The sequence below is a fragment of the Neobacillus oceani genome (assembly GCF_046237595.1).
Taxonomy (GTDB): Bacteria; Bacillota; Bacilli; order Bacillales; family Cytobacillaceae; genus Bacillus_D; species Bacillus_D oceani.
Genome location: NZ_CP143543.1, coordinates 1,054,116 through 1,072,189, shown reverse-complemented (window position 1 = coordinate 1,072,189; position 18,074 = coordinate 1,054,116). Strand labels below are relative to the sequence as shown.

23 protein-coding genes are annotated in these 18,074 nt (G+C 46.1%); 9 read left to right on the top strand and 14 right to left on the bottom strand.

What is annotated here, in order from left to right:
- Nucleotides 1–4: 4 nt before the first annotated feature.
- The gene (locus V1499_RS05360) at nucleotides 5–253 is read left to right on the top strand and encodes a hypothetical protein (protein WP_409274410.1); all 249 of its coding nucleotides are present in this window, start codon (nucleotides 5–7) and stop codon (nucleotides 251–253) included.
- A gap of 156 nt (nucleotides 254–409) precedes the next feature.
- Here V1499_RS05360 and V1499_RS05355 read toward each other — a convergent pair whose 3' ends face one another.
- Together V1499_RS05355 and V1499_RS05350 are read right to left on the bottom strand one after the other, a co-directional pair.
- Complete coding sequence (locus V1499_RS05355; protein WP_409274408.1) at nucleotides 410–1,063, bottom strand: hypothetical protein; 654 nt, start codon at nucleotides 1,061–1,063, stop codon at nucleotides 410–412.
- A 139-nt stretch (nucleotides 1,064–1,202) separates the two neighbouring features.
- Nucleotides 1,203–1,934, bottom strand: coding sequence for a hydrolase (locus V1499_RS05350; RefSeq protein ID WP_409274407.1), 732 nt, complete (start codon nucleotides 1,932–1,934; stop codon nucleotides 1,203–1,205).
- Between the two features lie 173 nt (nucleotides 1,935–2,107).
- Between V1499_RS05350 and V1499_RS05345 the strand changes: the two genes are divergently transcribed.
- Nucleotides 2,108–2,290: a YjzD family protein gene (locus V1499_RS05345; protein WP_316571093.1), complete on the top strand. Its 183-nt coding sequence runs from the start codon at nucleotides 2,108–2,110 to the stop codon at nucleotides 2,288–2,290.
- Between the two features lie 233 nt (nucleotides 2,291–2,523).
- On the opposite strand, the gene V1499_RS05340 is transcribed toward V1499_RS05345, so the two are convergent.
- The gene (locus V1499_RS05340) at nucleotides 2,524–2,703 is read right to left on the bottom strand and encodes a YjzC family protein (protein ID WP_409274405.1); all 180 of its coding nucleotides are present in this window, start codon (nucleotides 2,701–2,703) and stop codon (nucleotides 2,524–2,526) included.
- A 248-nt stretch (nucleotides 2,704–2,951) separates the two neighbouring features.
- Here V1499_RS05340 and V1499_RS05335 point away from each other — a divergent pair, with 248 nt between their 5' ends.
- Nucleotides 2,952–3,644 (top strand): Crp/Fnr family transcriptional regulator, encoded by a 693-nt coding sequence (locus V1499_RS05335; RefSeq protein WP_409274403.1) that lies wholly within the window; start codon nucleotides 2,952–2,954, stop codon nucleotides 3,642–3,644.
- A gap of 97 nt (nucleotides 3,645–3,741) precedes the next feature.
- On the opposite strand, the gene V1499_RS05330 is transcribed toward V1499_RS05335, so the two are convergent.
- The 4 genes from V1499_RS05330 to glp all read right to left on the bottom strand — a co-directional run bounded on the left by V1499_RS05330 (nucleotide 3,742) and on the right by glp (nucleotide 7,157).
- A complete protein-coding gene (locus V1499_RS05330) occupies nucleotides 3,742–4,464 on the bottom strand; it encodes a YwiC-like family protein (protein WP_409274401.1) in 723 nt (240 codons plus the stop codon).
- Between the two features lie 112 nt (nucleotides 4,465–4,576).
- Nucleotides 4,577–5,026, bottom strand: coding sequence for a respiratory nitrate reductase subunit gamma (locus tag V1499_RS05325; protein WP_409274399.1), 450 nt, complete (start codon nucleotides 5,024–5,026; stop codon nucleotides 4,577–4,579).
- 341 nt (nucleotides 5,027–5,367) lie between these two features.
- A complete protein-coding gene (gene mobB / locus V1499_RS05320) occupies nucleotides 5,368–5,904 on the bottom strand; it encodes a molybdopterin-guanine dinucleotide biosynthesis protein B (protein WP_409274398.1) in 537 nt (178 codons plus the stop codon).
- Nucleotides 5,892–7,157 carry a gephyrin-like molybdotransferase Glp gene (glp, locus tag V1499_RS05315; protein ID WP_409274397.1) on the bottom strand — a complete coding sequence of 422 codons (1,266 nt, stop codon included), beginning with the start codon at nucleotides 7,155–7,157 and terminating at the stop codon, nucleotides 5,892–5,894. The genes mobB and glp overlap by 13 nt, the downstream gene beginning before the upstream one ends.
- Nucleotides 7,158–7,378: 221 nt before the next feature.
- Here glp and ric point away from each other — a divergent pair, with 221 nt between their 5' ends.
- The gene (gene ric, locus V1499_RS05310; RefSeq protein WP_409274396.1) at nucleotides 7,379–8,074 is read left to right on the top strand and encodes an iron-sulfur cluster repair di-iron protein; all 696 of its coding nucleotides are present in this window, start codon (nucleotides 7,379–7,381) and stop codon (nucleotides 8,072–8,074) included.
- Nucleotides 8,075–8,560: 486 nt separating this feature from the next.
- Here the strand turns inward: ric and moaA are convergent, their stop codons facing one another.
- The gene (gene moaA, locus V1499_RS05305) at nucleotides 8,561–9,577 is read right to left on the bottom strand and encodes a GTP 3',8-cyclase MoaA (RefSeq protein WP_316571101.1); all 1,017 of its coding nucleotides are present in this window, start codon (nucleotides 9,575–9,577) and stop codon (nucleotides 8,561–8,563) included.
- A gap of 389 nt (nucleotides 9,578–9,966) precedes the next feature.
- Here moaA and V1499_RS05300 point away from each other — a divergent pair, with 389 nt between their 5' ends.
- Nucleotides 9,967–10,671: a Crp/Fnr family transcriptional regulator gene (locus tag V1499_RS05300; RefSeq protein ID WP_409274394.1), complete on the top strand. Its 705-nt coding sequence runs from the start codon at nucleotides 9,967–9,969 to the stop codon at nucleotides 10,669–10,671.
- Nucleotides 10,672–11,178: 507 nt separating this feature from the next.
- Here the strand turns inward: V1499_RS05300 and V1499_RS05295 are convergent.
- From V1499_RS05295 to V1499_RS05275, 5 genes are all read right to left on the bottom strand, one after another.
- Entirely contained in the window at nucleotides 11,179–12,336 is a 1,158-nt protein-coding gene (locus V1499_RS05295; protein ID WP_409274392.1) for a TIGR04053 family radical SAM/SPASM domain-containing protein, read from the bottom strand.
- A gap of 359 nt (nucleotides 12,337–12,695) precedes the next feature.
- Nucleotides 12,696–13,598 carry a ribonuclease H family protein gene (locus V1499_RS05290; protein ID WP_409274390.1) on the bottom strand — a complete coding sequence of 301 codons (903 nt, stop codon included), beginning with the start codon at nucleotides 13,596–13,598 and terminating at the stop codon, nucleotides 12,696–12,698.
- 288 nt (nucleotides 13,599–13,886) lie between these two features.
- Nucleotides 13,887–14,225 carry a sulfurtransferase-like selenium metabolism protein YedF gene (gene yedF, locus V1499_RS05285; protein ID WP_409274388.1) on the bottom strand — a complete coding sequence of 113 codons (339 nt, stop codon included), beginning with the start codon at nucleotides 14,223–14,225 and terminating at the stop codon, nucleotides 13,887–13,889.
- A gap of 55 nt (nucleotides 14,226–14,280) precedes the next feature.
- A complete protein-coding gene (locus tag V1499_RS05280; protein WP_316571105.1) occupies nucleotides 14,281–14,589 on the bottom strand; it encodes a metal-sulfur cluster assembly factor in 309 nt (102 codons plus the stop codon).
- A gap of 55 nt (nucleotides 14,590–14,644) precedes the next feature.
- A complete protein-coding gene (locus V1499_RS05275; RefSeq protein ID WP_409274385.1) occupies nucleotides 14,645–15,466 on the bottom strand; it encodes an alpha/beta fold hydrolase in 822 nt (273 codons plus the stop codon).
- A 205-nt stretch (nucleotides 15,467–15,671) separates the two neighbouring features.
- On the opposite strand from V1499_RS05275, the gene V1499_RS05270 reads away from it, so the two are divergent.
- From V1499_RS05270 to V1499_RS05260, 3 genes are all read left to right on the top strand, one after another.
- A complete protein-coding gene (locus V1499_RS05270) occupies nucleotides 15,672–16,496 on the top strand; it encodes a Cof-type HAD-IIB family hydrolase (protein ID WP_409274384.1) in 825 nt (274 codons plus the stop codon).
- A 149-nt stretch (nucleotides 16,497–16,645) separates the two neighbouring features.
- Entirely contained in the window at nucleotides 16,646–16,798 is a 153-nt protein-coding gene (locus tag V1499_RS05265; protein WP_409274382.1) for a hypothetical protein, read from the top strand.
- A 2-nt stretch (nucleotides 16,799–16,800) separates the two neighbouring features.
- The gene (locus V1499_RS05260; RefSeq protein WP_409274380.1) at nucleotides 16,801–16,989 is read left to right on the top strand and encodes a DUF3813 domain-containing protein; all 189 of its coding nucleotides are present in this window, start codon (nucleotides 16,801–16,803) and stop codon (nucleotides 16,987–16,989) included.
- A 169-nt stretch (nucleotides 16,990–17,158) separates the two neighbouring features.
- On the opposite strand, the gene V1499_RS05255 is transcribed toward V1499_RS05260, so the two are convergent.
- A complete protein-coding gene (locus V1499_RS05255; RefSeq protein WP_409274379.1) occupies nucleotides 17,159–17,509 on the bottom strand; it encodes a hypothetical protein in 351 nt (116 codons plus the stop codon).
- A 6-nt stretch (nucleotides 17,510–17,515) separates the two neighbouring features.
- Between V1499_RS05255 and V1499_RS05250 the strand changes: the two genes are divergently transcribed.
- Entirely contained in the window at nucleotides 17,516–18,028 is a 513-nt protein-coding gene (locus tag V1499_RS05250; protein ID WP_409274377.1) for a hypothetical protein, read from the top strand.
- The last annotated feature ends 46 nt before the right edge of the window (nucleotides 18,029–18,074 follow it).

Genomic DNA, 18,074 nt, shown 5'->3' with positions numbered 1-18,074 from the left:
AAAAATGGACGGGAATCAAAATCGGGGAGTCCGCCAAGGCGATCCTTTTACCCGGATGATGTTCGGTTCGGGCTGGGATAATGGCGAATTACCAAATGGTATGAAAGGGACAGAGCCTCCTCCCGGGGGAACCTCCATCAATTATATGCAGCTGATGGAGATCATTGATGGGATGGTAGGTCTGGCGGACCAGCTTAGGCCAGTTTTTGCCGATATTTATCCTTACATCCAGCAGTTCTGGAAAAAGAAGTAGCTGCCGTTGATGGCAGCTGCTTCTATTATTAAGCTGGGTTGATTAGTCAAACGTGAACTTCAAATCGTTTGGGGGCATACTCTGCTGTTGAAAAGGGGAACTTCTCATTATTGGGGGAATACCCGCCAGTTAATAGTGGAAAAATCAGTTGGTTGTTCATCCCCGCCCATTAAGAGTGGGGTAAATTCCTTCGAGTATGCGAGTTCCCGTATCGCCTTTGTCGATCATTAGCGCAATGCATTCAGCGGCTTTATCCCAATCCGGCCCTTCTTCCCCGGCAGTAGGCAGCGTGCGGGCTTTTTTAGCCGTGTTCTTCTTTCCGGTTTGCTCCAAATCCTTCCCGGGAGTGCCTGGGACCGGCAAGATTACCCGCAATACCTTTTCAGCCGAAGCCTCGGCAAGATCGGCAGCTTTCCTTATCGCCTTAATGTTTTGCTCTTCCCCGCTGCGTTGGCCTAGCCCATTGGGCAACAGCAGCACGACCAATGGCCAATGATGATTCAAGCGAATAAGCTCTTCCAATTTCTTGCCAAGGCTTTCTGTGTGGGAAGGCGGAATTTTCCCCTCCGTATATAGGTCGTATAAGGAAAAAACAACCACTTTATCTCTATTGAAATGTGTTTCTACAGCACCTATGGGCATTTTTTCAAAATTGCTGTTCCTCCCGATTTCAAGTTCCATGTCTTCCTCGGTTTCATCGGGTGAGGGATTCAAGGATATTCCACCGACTTCATAACCCATATCAAGCAATCTTTTGCACAGATGAAAGCCGAGCCGCTCAAATACCCCAATTATCAAAACTCCTCCCATCAATCTCCCTCCTTCCAGCCCGGTCTCATAGTATCCTATGCAGGCGGGGCTGGAAATTTCACCATTGTTCATTCTTATCTTCTTTTGGTCCTACTAGGTAAAAGAAGCAGTCCAACTCACGATAAAAAAGAATGAAAGGCTAAAGGAACTTTTCATGCCTCGACATGAACTTTGCTATTTCCATCCCAAGCTGGCCCGCTTTTTCAGGGAGCATATACGTTTCAGTGATTGGGGGTTTCTGTTGAAGGGTGGATAGGAGATTTTTGCAGGCCCGCGCATTTTTGTAAGCCCTCCCGCCTGTCAGGATATGAAAAATCCTTATTGGGGCGCCGAAATCAAATTCAGGAAGGCTTTCCTCCTTTATTTCACGTTCCAGCGTTGCTCTGTCCACATCATGGGCCTCGGCTATTTCCCCAAGAACCTTTTTATAAAAAAATATGTGTTCCCTTTCCTGTTCCATGTGGTACTTGAGAGACAAGATTGGATTGATGAGCACAATCGATCGGATATTCCCCTTTAATTCTTCGGCTAGTTTCAGCGCCGCCAAAGCTCCCATCCCTTCTGCGAGTATGTGGATTTTTGGATTGAGGATTTCATTTTTCATGACGATTTCATAAAGCAAGGTAGCAAGCAGGACAGCTTTTGGTGAACCCCAGTGCTTTCCGTAAAGATTTGATGTAAATAGCGTATAGCCCGCTTCCCGAAGATTGGAGAGGATTTCCCGTTTCCCGGCATTTTGGTTCCAGAAGCTGGACTCATCATCCACAAAATGCCTTTCATCGCCAAGAATTAATACACCAAAGCCGGACGGTTTTACAGGGTAGTAGACAGTGCTCCATTGATTCCCAAGTTGAAAATTTCTGTTATCCATACGAAAACTCCTTCTGCCATTTTCCAGTATTAGTGTATGTAAACCAGCAAAGAATGAATTGGGGTGTTTCCTCAATTCCATCCTTCCTATCCTTTTCGTTATTTCCTTTTTGCGTTTCTTCTTTTTTCCTTATATGATAAGATGAGAAAGATAATACGCTATGAGGTGACGGTATGAAATACTTCTGGACTCTGTTTTGGGTTTTGCTTTTAGTGGAAATGCTTTCTTATGTGGTAACGTCGATGATTGGTGTTGCGTTTGACTTTAAACTAGCCGCGGTACTGGGTGTACTGACGACCATTTTAATCCTCGTTGTACCATCAATCATTCCTAATGAACCCGTGGACAATCATTAAAAAACGTTGAAGGCCATCCCGAACAGGATGACCTTTTTCATTGTTTATTCGGGGCCGCCCAGGCTAAAGCTGTTAAAAAGGCAATATGATTTCTGTTTAAAGAAATTTGTCTATTACAACTCCATACCCTGGATAGTTCCCGTTCAACCCACCGCTCAGAAAATTAATGAAAGATAAGCACCAAGACTGTAAAAGCCACCCGGGATGGATGGCTTTTTCTATTTCCTATGGGGCTACGGTTTTCTCGTGTACGACCATTTCCTTTCGTGATTGGAAGCTTCCGGAAATGGCTGCCCTTTTTTTAGATAGATTTTCCTAGGATTGATTACCCCGCTCCCAGTATCGCCAATTTCAATATAAGTACCATTGTTAGGCGCTTTTTGGCCTGGGTTAAACTGACGATTTTGTCCCATTTACCTTCCTCCTTCCAACATCAGGGGACATTCGCAACTGCCCCCTATCTTTATTATTCCACTCCTTTACCCGCTGATTAAGGGGATATTTTGTCATTATTTCCCGAGAAATAATGTCGAATATGACTTTTGTATGAACCTTCATCCAGTTCTATAGTTTTTTTCCTTCGTTAGCAATATAATTATAGTAATAAATTACATTTGCCCCTTGATAGCAGCAGAATTTGTGTAGAAAGTAGGTGGCTAACATGCAATCCTATGCAGGTGCGCCCGCAAAACTGACCGAATTGCTCAAGTATACCCATCATATTCAAAAAATTGAAAAAGGGCAGTTTCTTTTTCAAGAAGGCTCACCGTCAAAAAAGATATACGTCCTCTTAAGCGGTTTGGTTCAAATCAGCAAAATTATTCCTGACGGAAGAGAGTTGACTCTAAGGATTTGTTCCGAGGGCGATTTGATGGGGGAATTGAATATATTTTGCTCGACTCCAAGAAATTTATTAAGTGCCAAAGTGGCCGAAAGCGGTGAAGTTGCTGTCATAATGAAAGATACCCTTGAGGCAAAGCTTGCCAGTGAACAGGCGCTCGCATTAGAATTCATGCAATGGATGAGCCAGCATTACAGGAAAACACATACGAAATTCCGCGATCTTGTGCTTCACGGGAAAAAGGGCGCTCTCTATTCAACATTGATTCGAATGGCGAACAGCTATGGCGTCAAGACAAGCAACGGTATATTGATCGACCTTCTCCTTACAAACCAGGAAGTTGCCAATTTTTGCGGAACGTCCCGTGAGGTCGTGAACCGGCTTCTGAGCGAGTTACGGAAAAAAGGCGTCATTTCAATCAATAAAGGAATCATCACTATCCATCAGCTCGCTTATTTAAAAAAGGAAATCGACTGTGAAAACTGTCCGAAGGAAATCTGCAATATAGATTAAAAATGGGTAAGCGCCGTTCAGGCACTATTCCATAAGAAAAGCCTGCCGTGTGCAATAGCCCGGCAGGCTTTATATTTGCGTATTTGGTTCTCCCTTTTTATGTTACTATTAGCCAAATGGCGATGAGGGTGAAGAAAATCGCCGAGTTAATAATTTCATAAATGCCAATTTGTTTCGGCGTAAGGCTTTTTCCATAAAAACCGATGGCGCGCATTAAACTTGGGAGGAAAGCGAGAGCAACAAGCCATTGCCCAAAAGCGAGCCAAACCGCCGCAACAATCGTATGGTAGTACCAGGATATCCACTTATAATGGATGCTCCGTTTTTCCCTGATCATCGTTTTCACAAAAAATGTGCTGCCGATAAAGAAAAGAGATGAAACGGTAAAAACGAGAAACGCTTCTCCGCTCACTTTTCCGGTATTCAAGTACGCACTTGCAATTCCGGCTAGGGAGAAGGCAAATACCGCGCTAATGTCATTCAGTAGGGCCCTGTCATTATTTTTCGACGAAAAAAAGGCATTTATTGCGAAAAACGGAAGCATCATTACTCCGAACCATGCAACGGACGGCCGCTCCAAAAGCGGAAACATCAGCAAAAAAATAGCCGGCACAAGATAGATTAGCGTCCATTTTGTATGAAAGCGAAGTTTCTTCCTTTTGAAAAGGAGAAGCATGGGATACGTTGATAAATAAAGCAACAGCCAGCCGAAAAAGAATGGAATGTGCTCCCACAGAAAACCGCCGGAGATAGCCCCTAGCCAGAATGGGAGGATGGCCATCGCCCATGCGCCATGTTGTTTTGGCATAAATAGTTTCATTTTCAACACCTCTTGCTTAGCATCTTACCTTCACTATAATGGAACGGAAAATGCAGCAAAGTGAAATGCATCACATATTGAAGCGTAAAAGTGTCAAAAATGGCAACATCGATTAAACCCTTCGCCAACTGGCATGGCTTCCCTGTTTTTCCTTGCCGAAAGAAAACGTTTTCAATAAATGAATTGGTTTAAAAACGATTGAAACATATTTAGTGAAGGAGAAAAACAGCAAAAAAGTAAATAATAAGATCACATGGATCTGCATTAATAACGAAGCGTGTTTCAAAATCTCCATATTAGGGCTAAAGTGCAAAAAGCCAATCATCCACCCGGCCATGGCCGCCAATTCACCTGTTGCGCCATTAAACACAATTAAGCCGACCCCGGTTAGTGTCGTCAGCAGCCAGAGCATCTTTACAATCCTGTTCAAAATCATCCCCGACTTCCGCTGCATATTCCCAAATTGATCCTGAGTATCATATTGCCATACAATGCCCATCCCCAAAACCGCAGCTACGGTATAAGGATAGACAAGCCAGACAAACCATTGTAACAACTCCATCCCATCAACCCCCTAAAATCCACAACCATCTCCCATTCTAACGAAGGAAACGTGACAATTCAGTGACAAAAGTAACTCTTGTCGAAAAAAGTTCTCTTGACAAACAAAATGCGTAAGCGCCTTGGTCAGCCCCGACAAGCATAAGACGGGGCCCGCAGGACACTGAATGACATCCCTGAATCCGCCCACGCACGAAGGAAATGCGGGCATTTCCGAGGACGGGCCAGCCCTCCGGAGGGAACCGGCTTAAGACCTCGAGGGGCTAGGCGCTTAAGCTGGATTACGATAACTTGTTTCGAGTTGTTTCCAAAGTAATGAAAAAAGGTGCCAGACCCCATCAGTTATTTCTGCGGATCCTGGCACTCGATTTTCTCAAGTATTAATTTTGCGAGGGAGCCAGGGGTTTGTTTGTCCAATAGTGGGTAAAGCGGGTATTTAGCATTGACCTTTGGCTCATTATCCCAGTACACGGCTGCGATGATATTTTCTAGTTCAAGTAAACGTTTGTCCTCCTCACTGTTCCGGAGCAGGATGATTTTCGGATAGGAGGCGTATTTATACCCCTCGATTAAAATCACATGAGGGTTGAACGCACAAAGAAGGTTTATTTGATCCTCAAGCGCCCATAATTTCTTTTCCGCCTGGAGGACAAGCCTTCCACCGCCTTCAACGAGGACTGCGTCGGCACCTGCTGCCATATGCCTGCTAGAATCCTTCCCCTCCGGAATGTCGGGCTTGCCTCCATGCCCATGGTGCTTCATGGATGCAACAGACAACCCCGCCTCTTTAAGCAGCCGGATCATGGATTCCGCAAGGGTTGTTTTCCCGCTGTTCTGGTACCCTGCGAGCTGAAAAACGAATGGCCTTACCATGGCCATTCGCTCCCTTCCTGGTCTTCAAGCAAAAGCACTTCAACTTCCATGCCCGCTTCAAACCCTCTCGTCCCCCCGGGCAAAATCATCAGCGAATTCGCACCGGCCAGGCTCATGACAATATTGGATTTATCAAGCCCGCTTGGCGTGGCGAACAGCCGCCCTTCCTTGAAAGAAATGGTGCTTCGGACAAATCGGGTAAACGGGTTAGCTTTTGGGAAATCAGTATCTAGGACTGCCATTTCCTTACGCAAATGTGGCCTTTCGGAACAGAGCATTGTCCTGATGACCGGCCTTGTAAACAGCTCGAATCCTACATAGCAGGCGGAAGGGTTCCCAGAAAGCCCGAACAGAAGATTGCCGTTATGTACAGCAACCGTGGTAACGCTCCCTGGTCGCATCGCCACTTTATTGAACAAAACTTCCGCTCCCAGTTTTTCATAGATGGCCGGCAGGTAGTCGTAATCCCCGACCGAAACACCACCGGTTGTCACAAGCATGTCGACTTTATTTAGCGCATTTTTGACAGCCTCAAAACACGTATCGAAATCATCGGGAAGGCTGCCGAAATACTCCACTTTCCCTCCGGCCCGTTCAATTTGGGCGGCAATCATATATGAATTGCTGTTCCGTATTTTTCCTGGTACAAGCGGCTCGTCCACCCCTAATAGCTCAGTGCCTGTCGCATAAAGGCCGACTACGGGCTTTTTTGCAGCCGGTACGTTCGCATAGCCGAATGTCGCGAGCATTGCCTGGATTCCAGGATTAATAAACGTGCCCTTTTTTACAAGCACTTCCCCTTCTTTTGCATCCTCTCCCTGAAAGGAGACATTTTCGCCCTTTTTGATTTTCCGCTTGATGGTCATATAGTTTTTGCCATCGCGCTCCGCCGTTTTGACGAGTTCGAGCATTATGACCGCATCGGACCCTTCCGGCATCATCGCTCCGGTCATAATCCTGACAGCCTGTTTTTCGCCGAGCACTTTTGAAGTCGTTTGGCCAGCCCCGATATGGTCGATCACTTCAAATTCAACGGGATTGTCAAGCCCTGCTTCCTGTGTATCGACTGATCGGACAGCAAACCCGTCATACGGGGCCCGTGTGAAATGGGGGACATCGCTCGTGGCGACCAAATCTTCTGAAAGAAAACGGCCATAACTCTCATTAATTGATATGAATTCGGTATTACCCGATTGCCTGCAATCCATAATCCGCTTCACAGCCTCGCCGATAGCTATCGGCCTCCTCATTTCAACCATGCCATCATCTCCAGTACCTTAACAATATATACATCTCCCTTATAAGGGTAGCCGAAACCCCATTCGATGGCAAATAAGGAATGTGAACGTTTATTGGCAAAATCAAGCTCCGATTGAAAAAAGTTCTCAGGTGTGATGCGCGTCACCATGTTTCCAAAAAGAGTGTCGTATTCTTAAGCTAAGAAAATAATTATTACCTTTTACAAGGAGGATATAAACATATGTCACAAACATACTCAGAACAAACCCTTGTTCGTGATCTCGTGAATGAATTTCCCAAAACAGCCGATGTATTCAAAAGTGTAAGGATTGATTTCTGCTGTGGCGGGGCAACGCCGATTGTGGATGCTGCCGCTGCTGGCGGCGTCGACCTCAGCACTCTGATGGCAAACCTGGCCGATGTCATTGAAAAAAGCAGCAGCACTGAGACCGACCTGAAGGTTTGGACCGATTCCGACTCCGATACAATCATCGACCATGTCATTGCGGATTACCACCACCCACTCCGCGAAGAATTTTTGAACCTGAGCCCATATGTCACTAAGGTTTCCCGTGTCCATGGCGGCCACCGCCCGGAACTATTGAAAGTGTATGAGCTTTATTACGAACTGAAAAAAGAAATGCTCGAGCACGTCGCTAAAGAAGAAGAAACCGTCTTTCCTTTAATCAGGCAGTTGGATGCCAATACGATTGAAGACCGCGAGCATGCTTTGAACTACATTAAGGAGCTCGAAAAAGAACATGATCATGCTGGCGCGCTTTTGAAGGAGCTACGAGAAATCACTTCCGATTTCACCCCACCAGCCGATGCATGCGGCACTTACCGCCTCGTCTACAAGCGGCTTGAAATGCTGGAAGAGCAAACGTTCATGCATGTTCATCTTGAAAACAACATCCTGTTCCCCAGGTATTTTTAAGCTTTTTAGGAAACCAATAGCCTGCCGGATACTGAACCCGGCAGGCTTTTTGTTTTTTATATAAATCCAATAATGGTTACTATCTGGAATTGGTGTTTAGGTCCAAAGCATTCATTAATAGTCCAGCGTTTGGCATATCAGGTTAATCGGCATTATTATCGGGTTAATCGGCTTTATTATCGGTTATCCGGCATTATTATCGGTTACCCGGCATTATTATCGGGTTACCCGGCTTTATTATCGGGTTACCCGGCTTAATTATCGAGTTACCCGGCTTTATTATCGGGTTAATCGGCTTTATTATCGGGTTAATCGGCTTTATTATCAGGTTACCCGGCTTTATTATCGGGTTAATCGGCTTTATTATCGGGTTACTCGGCTTTATTATCGGTTATCCGGCATTATTATCGGGTTCAATCGGCACCCCGTTAAAAAATTCAAAAAAGAGGCCGCTCCCGACACACGTCCGGGCTCAGCCTCTTCAACTTATCCTCCAATATAGGACATCTCGATTTTCTTCCGATTTGCAGCCGTTTCCTCGGTCCGTTCATCGGAATAACGGTCACCGCGCCCCTGCCAAATCGAAGCGATCCGCTCTGCAAGCTCCTCATCCGTCGCACCGTTCCTAAGGAAATTGCGGATATCATGCCCGTTGCCGTTGAACAGGCAGGTGAAAAGCTGGCCGTTCGCCGACAGACGCGATCGGGTACAGCTGCTGCAAAACGATTCCGATACCGAAGTGATGAACCCTACGTCAATATCGGTCCCTTTATAGCGGTATAGCTTGGCCACCTCGCCAAAATAAGCAGGTTCCAGCGCCTCAAGCTCAAACTTCTCTTTCAGAACATCATAAATCTGTTTTTTTGTAACAACATCATCCATCTTCCAGCCGTTTGTGCTGCCGACATCCATATATTCAATGTAGCGGAGCTGCAGCCCATTCTCTTTGCAGTATTCAGCCATCGGAAGAATTTCCTGGTCGTTCAAGCCTTTTTTCACAACCATATTCACCTTAACGCCCAGGCCGGCCTTCCTTGCAGCTGCAATACCGTCAAGGACCGGCTTCGTACCAACATTCCGGCCGTTAATCTCCCCGAACAGCTCGTCATTCAAGCTATCAAGGGAAACGTTAACCCTGATTAGCCCAGCCGTCTTCAACTGTTCCGCAAACTTCGGAAGCAGTACTCCGTTCGTTGTCAGGCCAATGTCGCTTAACCCATCAATTTTCGAGAGCTTTTCAACGAGGATTGGCAAGTCTTTTCGGAGAAGCGGCTCTCCGCCGGTCAGACGGATCTTTTCCACTCCGAGCCCAACGAAAATTTTCGCCAGCCTCTCAAGCTCTTCATATGTCAACAGCGCGCTTTTTGGCAAAAATACGAAATCCGGGCCGAATTTATCCGCGGGCATACAGTACTGGCAGCGGAAATTGCAGCGGTCGATAACCGAAATCCTTAAATCTCTCAGCGGCCTATTCAACTTATCTTTTATAATGGATTTTTCCATTTTATCAGCTCCAATATTCAGGATATAGCCAAAACCGCTTCCTTGGCTTTAAGGAAACCATCAGCATTTCCAGCCGCCCCGAAAGAATAGCCCTTGGACCGAGCGGACGCTTTTCCAAAAACACATACCAATAACCACATAAACATAATGTTAACTTTATTATCTATACATTCTAGCACATCTTTACCCTCTTTTGGTAAAAGAGGACCGCTTTGGATGAAGAATTCAAATAAAGTTCACTTTTCTTTCAAAAGCCGCAAGAGCTTTTCAGTTTTCACTATATTGTCATTGTTATCGACGTCCCTAAGGAAGAAACTGATATACAATGAGAGTAACAAAAATCACAGACAACTAACTGACAATTTAAAAAATGTAAAGAGGTGGCACCTATGGGAGCTGTAAAGGCCATGAAACCAACCCACTCCATCGAAATAAAAGAACTTTTGCGATTCGCAGACAGAAAATTCCGTGCGGAACGGGGCTCCTACTTATTCCAGGAAGGGATGGAAGCGGAAGAACTGTACATCGTCCTCTCCGGCAAAATCCAAATCAGCAAGATTACTTCCGACGGACGGGAGCTATCACTCCGAATATGTGGAGAAAACGATATTTGCGGCGAACTGACCCTGTTCACGTCCAACCCGAAATACCTTCTAAGCGCCAAAGTCCTTGAGGAAGGCGAGATCGCTGCCATACGCAAAGACGTCATTGAAACGGAAATTTTCCAAAACAGCACACTCGCATTCGAATTTATGAAATGGATGAGCGACCATTTCCGCAAAACCCAAACAAAATTCCGCGACCTCGTATTGAATGGAAAACGTGGCGCCCTGTTCTCGACACTCATCCGGATGACCAACAGCTACGGCATCCACAAGCCGGACGGCATCCTAATCGACCTGCCGCTGACCAACCAGGACCTCGCCAACTTCTGCGGCACATCTCGCGAAAGCACCAACCGGATTTTAAGTGAGCTAAAGCGCGACGGCCTCATCTCAATCAAAAAAGGCAAAATCACCATTCACGACTTAGAATACCTCAAACTCGAAATCGGCTGCGAAAACTGCCCCGCCGTATACTGCAGCATCGAATAACAAGGATGGATCCCCATCCTTTTTTCTTTTGCCTTTTGTAAAAATTGGCCCAGGCTGAACGAAATCCGCCAACATCCTGCCCCCCACCCAGCCCAAAAAGACAGCCGGAGCGAATGTCGGTCCGGCCATCCCCTTTATCCCGCATTAACGGGCAGTAAGACCACAACAACAAGATTCCATTGATGAACGAAGAATATAGGTGGGGGTCAACTGCCCGTAAAAGCCCGATTGGTGAGATACAGTGAAACTTGCCGCTGCCTTTTGGCGGTATAGTTGAACCAATCGGGTTCGTAGTGCCGCTTAATCGCCGTACTTTGGCGAATTAGCGGCAGTAGAACGGGACTAACAATCAGTGGGGGATAAAGAAACCCCCACTGATTGAAGTTTCACTTTATGTTAACAGGTTTCCCGTTTCGCTGTGTAACCTGTTTTTTAAAGTTTTTTAAAAGAGAGTTCGCCTTTAACGGAGGTTCTCCCCCTCTTTAAGGTATGGGCCACAAGCAATTGCTATTGCACCTGCTTTTCCCTTAGCGCTTTCGGGATGTACACACAGAATGGTTCGCTCTCAAGATAATCGCCCGTCATTGCATACGCCCGGGATCTGGAACCGCCGCACACATGGCGGAATTCGCAAACGCCGCACTTTCCTTTGTACTCATCTGGATTGCGGAGCGATTTAAAAATCGGTGATTCACGGTAAATTTCGGCGAGAGGGGTTTCCCTGACATTCCCTGCCTTGATCGGCAGCAGCCCGCTCGGGTACACATCGCCGATATGGGAAATGAACACAAATCCGTTGCCGTCATTCACGCCCATCGGCGCCCGGCCGAGCCCATCTATTGAACCGGTCAGCCCGTGGGCGGTCAAGGCATTCAAATATTCGATTTCGCCCTGCTGCTCCTTTGCCTCGCGCATTTTTTGCTGGATAACCACACGGCGGTAATGCTGCCCCGCCGTCGTTTTAATATCGAATTTGACCCGTTTGCTCAACTCATAAAGCCACCTGAACACATGCTCATGCTGGACCGGGGAAATCATGTCGCTCTCCTGCCCGCGGCCTGTCGGCACAAGGAAAAACACGCTCCAAAGGACGCATTCAAGCTCTTCCATCAGGTTTGCCATTTCGTCAAGGTAATCAATATTGTACCGGGAAATAACTGTATTAATTTGAATCGGTATTTCAAGCTCATGCAAATACTTGATCCGTTCGAGCGTCAGGTCAAATGACCCAGCGGTTCCTCTGAAATGGTCATGTATTTCCGCATTAGGCCCATCAAGGCTGAACGCCCAGCGCGACAGGCCAACCTCTTTCGCCTTCTCGATCGCTTCCTTCGTAACATTCGGCGTGGCGCTTGGGGTCATCGAAACACGCACGCCCTTCTCGACGGCGTACTTTGCGATATCAAATACGTCCTTGCGCATCAATGGATCACCGCCGGTAAACACAAGCATTGGATTTTGCATTTCATATATTTGGTCAATCAGGTGCTTTCCTTCTTCAAATGTCAGCTCGCGCGGATCGCGCAAATACTGCGCCTCGGCCCGGCAATGCAGGCACTTCAGCTGGCACGCGCGCGTCAACTCCCAAATCACTATAAACGGGTTTTCGTTAAAATCCCTCGCATATGGGTTCTTTTTCATCATCATTTCCGGGTTAAAAGCCATGAATAACGCCTCCTAAATGGCTGGCTCTCACTAGCCTTGTTACTAGTATTATAAAATCGACCACACGATGAAAAAGTGACATTCATCACACAAAAACCTGTTAATATGGCATCTTTGTGAAAGCCACTGAAGCAGACGAAGAAGGAGACGCGTCCATTGCTTCATTTATGCGATAACATCAAAACTATCTGTTTTACAAGATGCATAAAATAAAAACAGCCACTCACTGCGGCTGTCTCCATGCTAGTCCCAATTTCCTTTATCAACTATATAGGTTGAAACTAAAATTATAGATACTACAGGACCCTTGGGTTGATTTCTACTACACAAGGAAAGCTTCCGAGAATAATCGTTTTGTATTAAAGCTGAAGCGGGTCTATTTTGGCAACTTTGTACTCCTGGCTTAATTTATGAGCATTTTTATAAAGGGCATTTTTTCTCCCGCCATTCAAATCGCCTAAAAACCTGATTTCCACTTTCCCTTTCAACTCATTCCATAACCGGTTAAATTCCTGAAGTTGCAGCCTTATCGATTCCTCATATTTTCTCTCATCAACTTCCATTCTTTTAACAAGGTGCTTCTGATCCGTCACGATTATTGCTTTATTCATCCCCTTATTTTTAATTAGTATCAACGCCTCAAGGACCGCCAAAAATTCGCTGACAACAGCTTTATCGGTTTTAACATTTTTCACTTTAGACCACCCAGTCGCGGTTTCCCAATTATCGACCATGACTACTCCGGCCCCTGCTTTTCCCTTTTCAAAATTGTAGGAGCCATCAACAATAAAAATGGGCACATCTTTAGGATTTTCTATGCAAAAGGGCTTAAGGCATTTTTCTATCGGCGTTTCTGCCACAACCTCCACGCCTTTCCTGTAAAAGCCAAGAATGTCCCCTATATGGTAAAAACGTTTTTCTCCCACATCCGCGTATGGCATGCCCTTATTGCAAAGATTGATTAAGTAAGCCTTGCTTAACCTTAATGTTGCAATCGCAATGTCTTCGGACACATACTCCTTCAGCGTTCGGCCCTTTTCGTCACGAAATTGGCTTTCCAGCCGCTCCTGTGAAGGCTTGTACACCTTCAGCCAATCCACGGCTTCGCTTTCCAAAAAACGATATTGATTGCCAAATAGATAATGGGGCATTCCATCTTCAAGAAAAGCATTAAATTGGGATTTAGATACTTTCAGCTTTTGCTGGAGTTCCGATTTTAAAAGCAATACTTCCGGATTTTCCATCTTTGTTTTATCGGCCATTTTCCACCCGCGCCTATTTATTTTTAAACTAAATAAATGAAAGCCTTCTCGTTGCACCAAGTTTTTGCTTTGATTTTAGTTCCAGACAAATGAAAGTGACATTCGCTTGTCCAAAAGGGAAAAGGGCTTATGAAGCAATTTTTCAATAACCCCCACCCTTTGCCCCTCAACCATCAACATTTTAATTTTACCAAAACCATCCAGCTTTTTTAAACACTATTTCTAAAGACGAATGAAAACCAAGCTGGCAAATTAAAAACAGCAGCGCCACGGCTGCTGTTTTTTGGTTTAGGATATCGTAAGGACCTCGTGTTCCGAGGCAAGGCTAATAAAATCGCCCATCGTGCTAATTTTTCCAACAGTGAGCTTTTCTTCAACGCCATAGTGGTCGACGCATGTTTTGCACGCGAGGATCTCCACGCCTTTCTGCTCAAGCTCCTTCAAGTGGACGGACACAAAGGAATCATCCGTCATCAGGTAAACGCCCGAGTTCATGCAAAATACTGCCCGGGGCAAGTCTTCCCTCTGCTTAAGAAGCGTAAAGAACGTTTCAAGCACGCTCTCGCCAAGCTGCTCGTCCCCCCTGCCCAGCTGGGTAGAGGTTGCCAATATCACTTTATTCTTCAAAACCTCTCCTCCTTGACATATCCCTGGCCAAAACCAGAGCTTTTCCCTTCACGTTCTACCTGATGCCCAATGCAATTTTTGCGTAGCGGGACATCATATCCCTTGACCATGGAGGGTTAAACACGATGTTGACTTCAACGTCCTTTACTTCAGGAATATCGGCAAGGGCGCGTTTTACCTGGTCGACAATCGTACCCGCAAGCGGGCAGCCCATCGATGTAAGCGTCATTGTAACGGTTGCCTTTCCTTCGTCATCCATTTCAACATCATAAACAAGCCCAAGATTGACAATGTCCACTCCAAGCTCCGGGTCAATAACCAGTTCCAGGGCTCCCATAATATTATCTTTTAATTCCTGATTCATCTTTCATCTCTCCTTGAAAGTATTTTTTAAATAAAAAAATTCATTAACTGCGTTTTCAACTATTGAACAGTTCAACCGCGGCTTCTTCTTTGGCCGCCGATTCCTTGGTGCGGCCCAAATGATCGGCAAACCAGTCCACAAGGGCGTACGTCCCTTTCTGGGTAACCTTATGCCCGGCATGCTTTTCGGAAACAAACGCGATTTCCGCTGTTTCCCCGGATTCTTTCATCAGCTTCTCGTAAAATTCCCATGCATACCGGTGAGGTACTACCGAATCGGCTTCCCCATGCCAGAACAGCAACGGCCGCCCGCCCACCTTCTCAGGCTGGAGGCTTAAATCGTACGGTCCAAGTGCATCAATCCGCCCAGCCAATTCCTCATCCGTAAACGGAAGCTGATAGCCCCTTTTCCGCAACTCATCAACTTGCCAGCCGGCCATATCTCGATAGCTTGGCGAGCCCATCAAACTGACGGCCGCCCCGATCCAATCGTACTGGGTCAAAGCACCGAGCGTGACAATCCCGCCCATCGACGTTCCGGCAAGGCCAATTTCCGACGGGGATGCAAGGCCGCCCGCCACATAAAAATCCTTAATGGTATTTACTTCATGGATGGTTTTTATTACAATATCCCAAAACCTTCCTGACAACTCTTTCTCCCCAAGCCCCTGATCGCGCTCGCCATGATAGGGAGCATCGGGAAGCACCACGCGGAAACCCCGTTCAGCCAAAAGATACGCGATGTGAAGGTTATTTTCCTTGGCGCTCGTAAAACCATGGACAAAAATCGCCAATGGCAGCTTTTCAACCAGCTTCTTTTCCTGGACAACCTCTAGAATGGGAATACTGTTTACAGACTCTTTACGGATAACGACCAAAGATGAAACCTCCATACTTCATAATAAGTTTACCGAATCTAAACAAACGGCAATGTGATTTTTTTTACAGGCAAGCTGTATAATTGGTAACATAGTGACTATGGAAACCGCAAAAAGAATTACTACTTTAGTTTACCATTTTTGCGGCGGCATTCATAAAAGTATACCTTGGCGACAAGGAATTCACGGACAAAAAGGAGATACCATGGCAAACAGACACTTGATTGCACTCGATTTGGACGGAACACTGCTCACAGACGATAAAACCATTACCGAAAAAACAAAACAAACACTCATGGCGGCCAAGGAACAAGGCCACATTGTCATGATTTCAACCGGAAGGCCGTATCGTTCAAGCGAACCATACTACCATGAATTGCAGCTCGACACCCCCATCGTCAACTTCAATGGCGCGTTCGTCCATCACCCAATGGACAATTCATGGGGCTCTTATCACACACCACTCGATATCAAGGTCGCGAAGGAAATTGTCGAAGCGTGCCGTTCGTTCACATTCCACAATATTATCGCGGAAGTCATCGACGACGTATACTTCCACTATCACGACGAGAAACTCCTCGACATCTTCAGCTTCGGCAACCCCCGGATTACGTCCGGAGACCTTGCCGAATACCTCGAGGACTCGCCAACAGCCATGCTCATCCACACCGATGAGGAGCATGTCCAAACAATCCGTAAACATCTTAGCGACGTCCACGCCGAAGTCATTGACCATAGGCGCTGGGCCGACCCGTGGCACGTTATCGAAATTGTCAAAAGCGGAATGAACAAAGCAGTCGGCCTCAAACGAGTCGCCGATTTCTACGGGATTCCCGCCGAACGCGTCATCGCTTTCGGTGACGAAGACAACGACCTGGAAATGATCGAATACGCTGGCCGCGGCGTCGCTATGGGCAACGCCATCAGCCAGCTTAAATCTATCGCCAACGACATCACCCTAACCAATGAAGAGGACGGAATCGCCATCTACCTCGAAGAAACGCTCAATTTGAAAAAACGCATCTACTAAGTTTCTCAAGCAGCTTTTCGGAAAAATTCCATTCGGGGCCACCGCGCCAGGAAGGGTTTTCCATTTTATCCTCCATACGATACGAGCATACTAAAAAATGAAGCAGCAACGCTGTTTCGGATAAAAGCTCATAAATGGAGGGATTTCGAATGGGCAGAAGAACCAAATCGAAACGCTTTGTCAAGCAGGGCGCAGACGCTGTTGCGAGACACAGCCAGCGCATCCCGTACCATACGACCTATGCGGAAGCGGAAGCCCGGAAGCTCGAGAATAACAGGGAAACCTCTTACGGAGGGATTTAGCAATGGCAAACCAACTGTTTCAACAAGCCAGAAAGTACACCGCTCTTGCAATGGAATCATCTCCTGAAGAAAGGCCGGACGCTGTCGCCAAAGCGAAAAACACGCTTAGTTCAGCCTACGCCAATTCAACCTTTGCCGAGCAAAGGCAGCTGGCGGAAATGCAGGAACAACTCGACAGCCTCGGCGGCTAGCTGCCGCACCGCAATTTTTCCTTGGAGCGTGAACCCTGTGTTCCAAACCGGGCGACCACTAAACCAAAACGGACGTAATGAGCAATGGAAAGGCCGGCACCTCCTGGGGTTCCGGCCTTTTCATTTTTTAAAACTGCCATGCCGCCCGAAAAGCACTCTGGCTCCTTTTTTATGCGCGTCCCGTGTATGAGATCTTGGGCTCGTTGTCATGAATCTTGAATTGTACGGCACCTTTTTTAGGATTATGCTCGGTCAATGCTTTCATCAGGATTTGAGTGACTTCCTTTTCGAATTTTGCCCAATCAATGTCACTAATCTGGATTTGTGTGACTTCCTTTTCAACTTTTGACCAAACAATGTCACTCAACGGGATTTGAGTGACTTCCTTTTTGGTTTTTGCCCGATTAATGTCACTCATCCGGATTTGAGTGACGTCCTTTTCGACTTTTGCCCAAACAATGTCATTCAACGGGATTTGAGTGACTTCCTTTTCAACTTTTGACCAAACAATGTCACTCAACGGGATTTGAGTGACTTCCTTTTCGAATTTAGCTCAAACAATGTCACTCAACGGGATTTGAGTGACTTCCTTTTCGAATTTAGCTCAAACAATGTCACTCTACGGGATTTGAGTAACTTCCTTTCCGAATTTTGCCCAAACAATATCACTCAACGGGATTTGAGTGACTTCCTTTTCGACTTTTGCTCAAACAATGTCACTCAACGGGATTTGAGTGACTTCCTTTTCGACTTTTGCTCAAACAATGTCACTCAACGGGATTTGAGTGACTTCCTTTTCGACTTTTGCTCAAACAATGTCACTCAACGGGATTTGAGTGACTTCCTTTTCGTCTTTTGCCCAAACAATGTCACTCAACGGGATTTGAGTGACTTCCTTTCCGAATTTTGCCCAATCAATGTCACTCAAAGGGATTTGAGTGACTTCCTTTTCGAATTTAGCTCAAACAATGTCACTCAACGGAATTTGAGTGACTTCCTTTTCAACTTTTGCACAAACAATGTCACTCACCCGGAATGATTTTACCTTTGGTTTTCACGCAAAAGGTATAACGGGACGGCTTTCA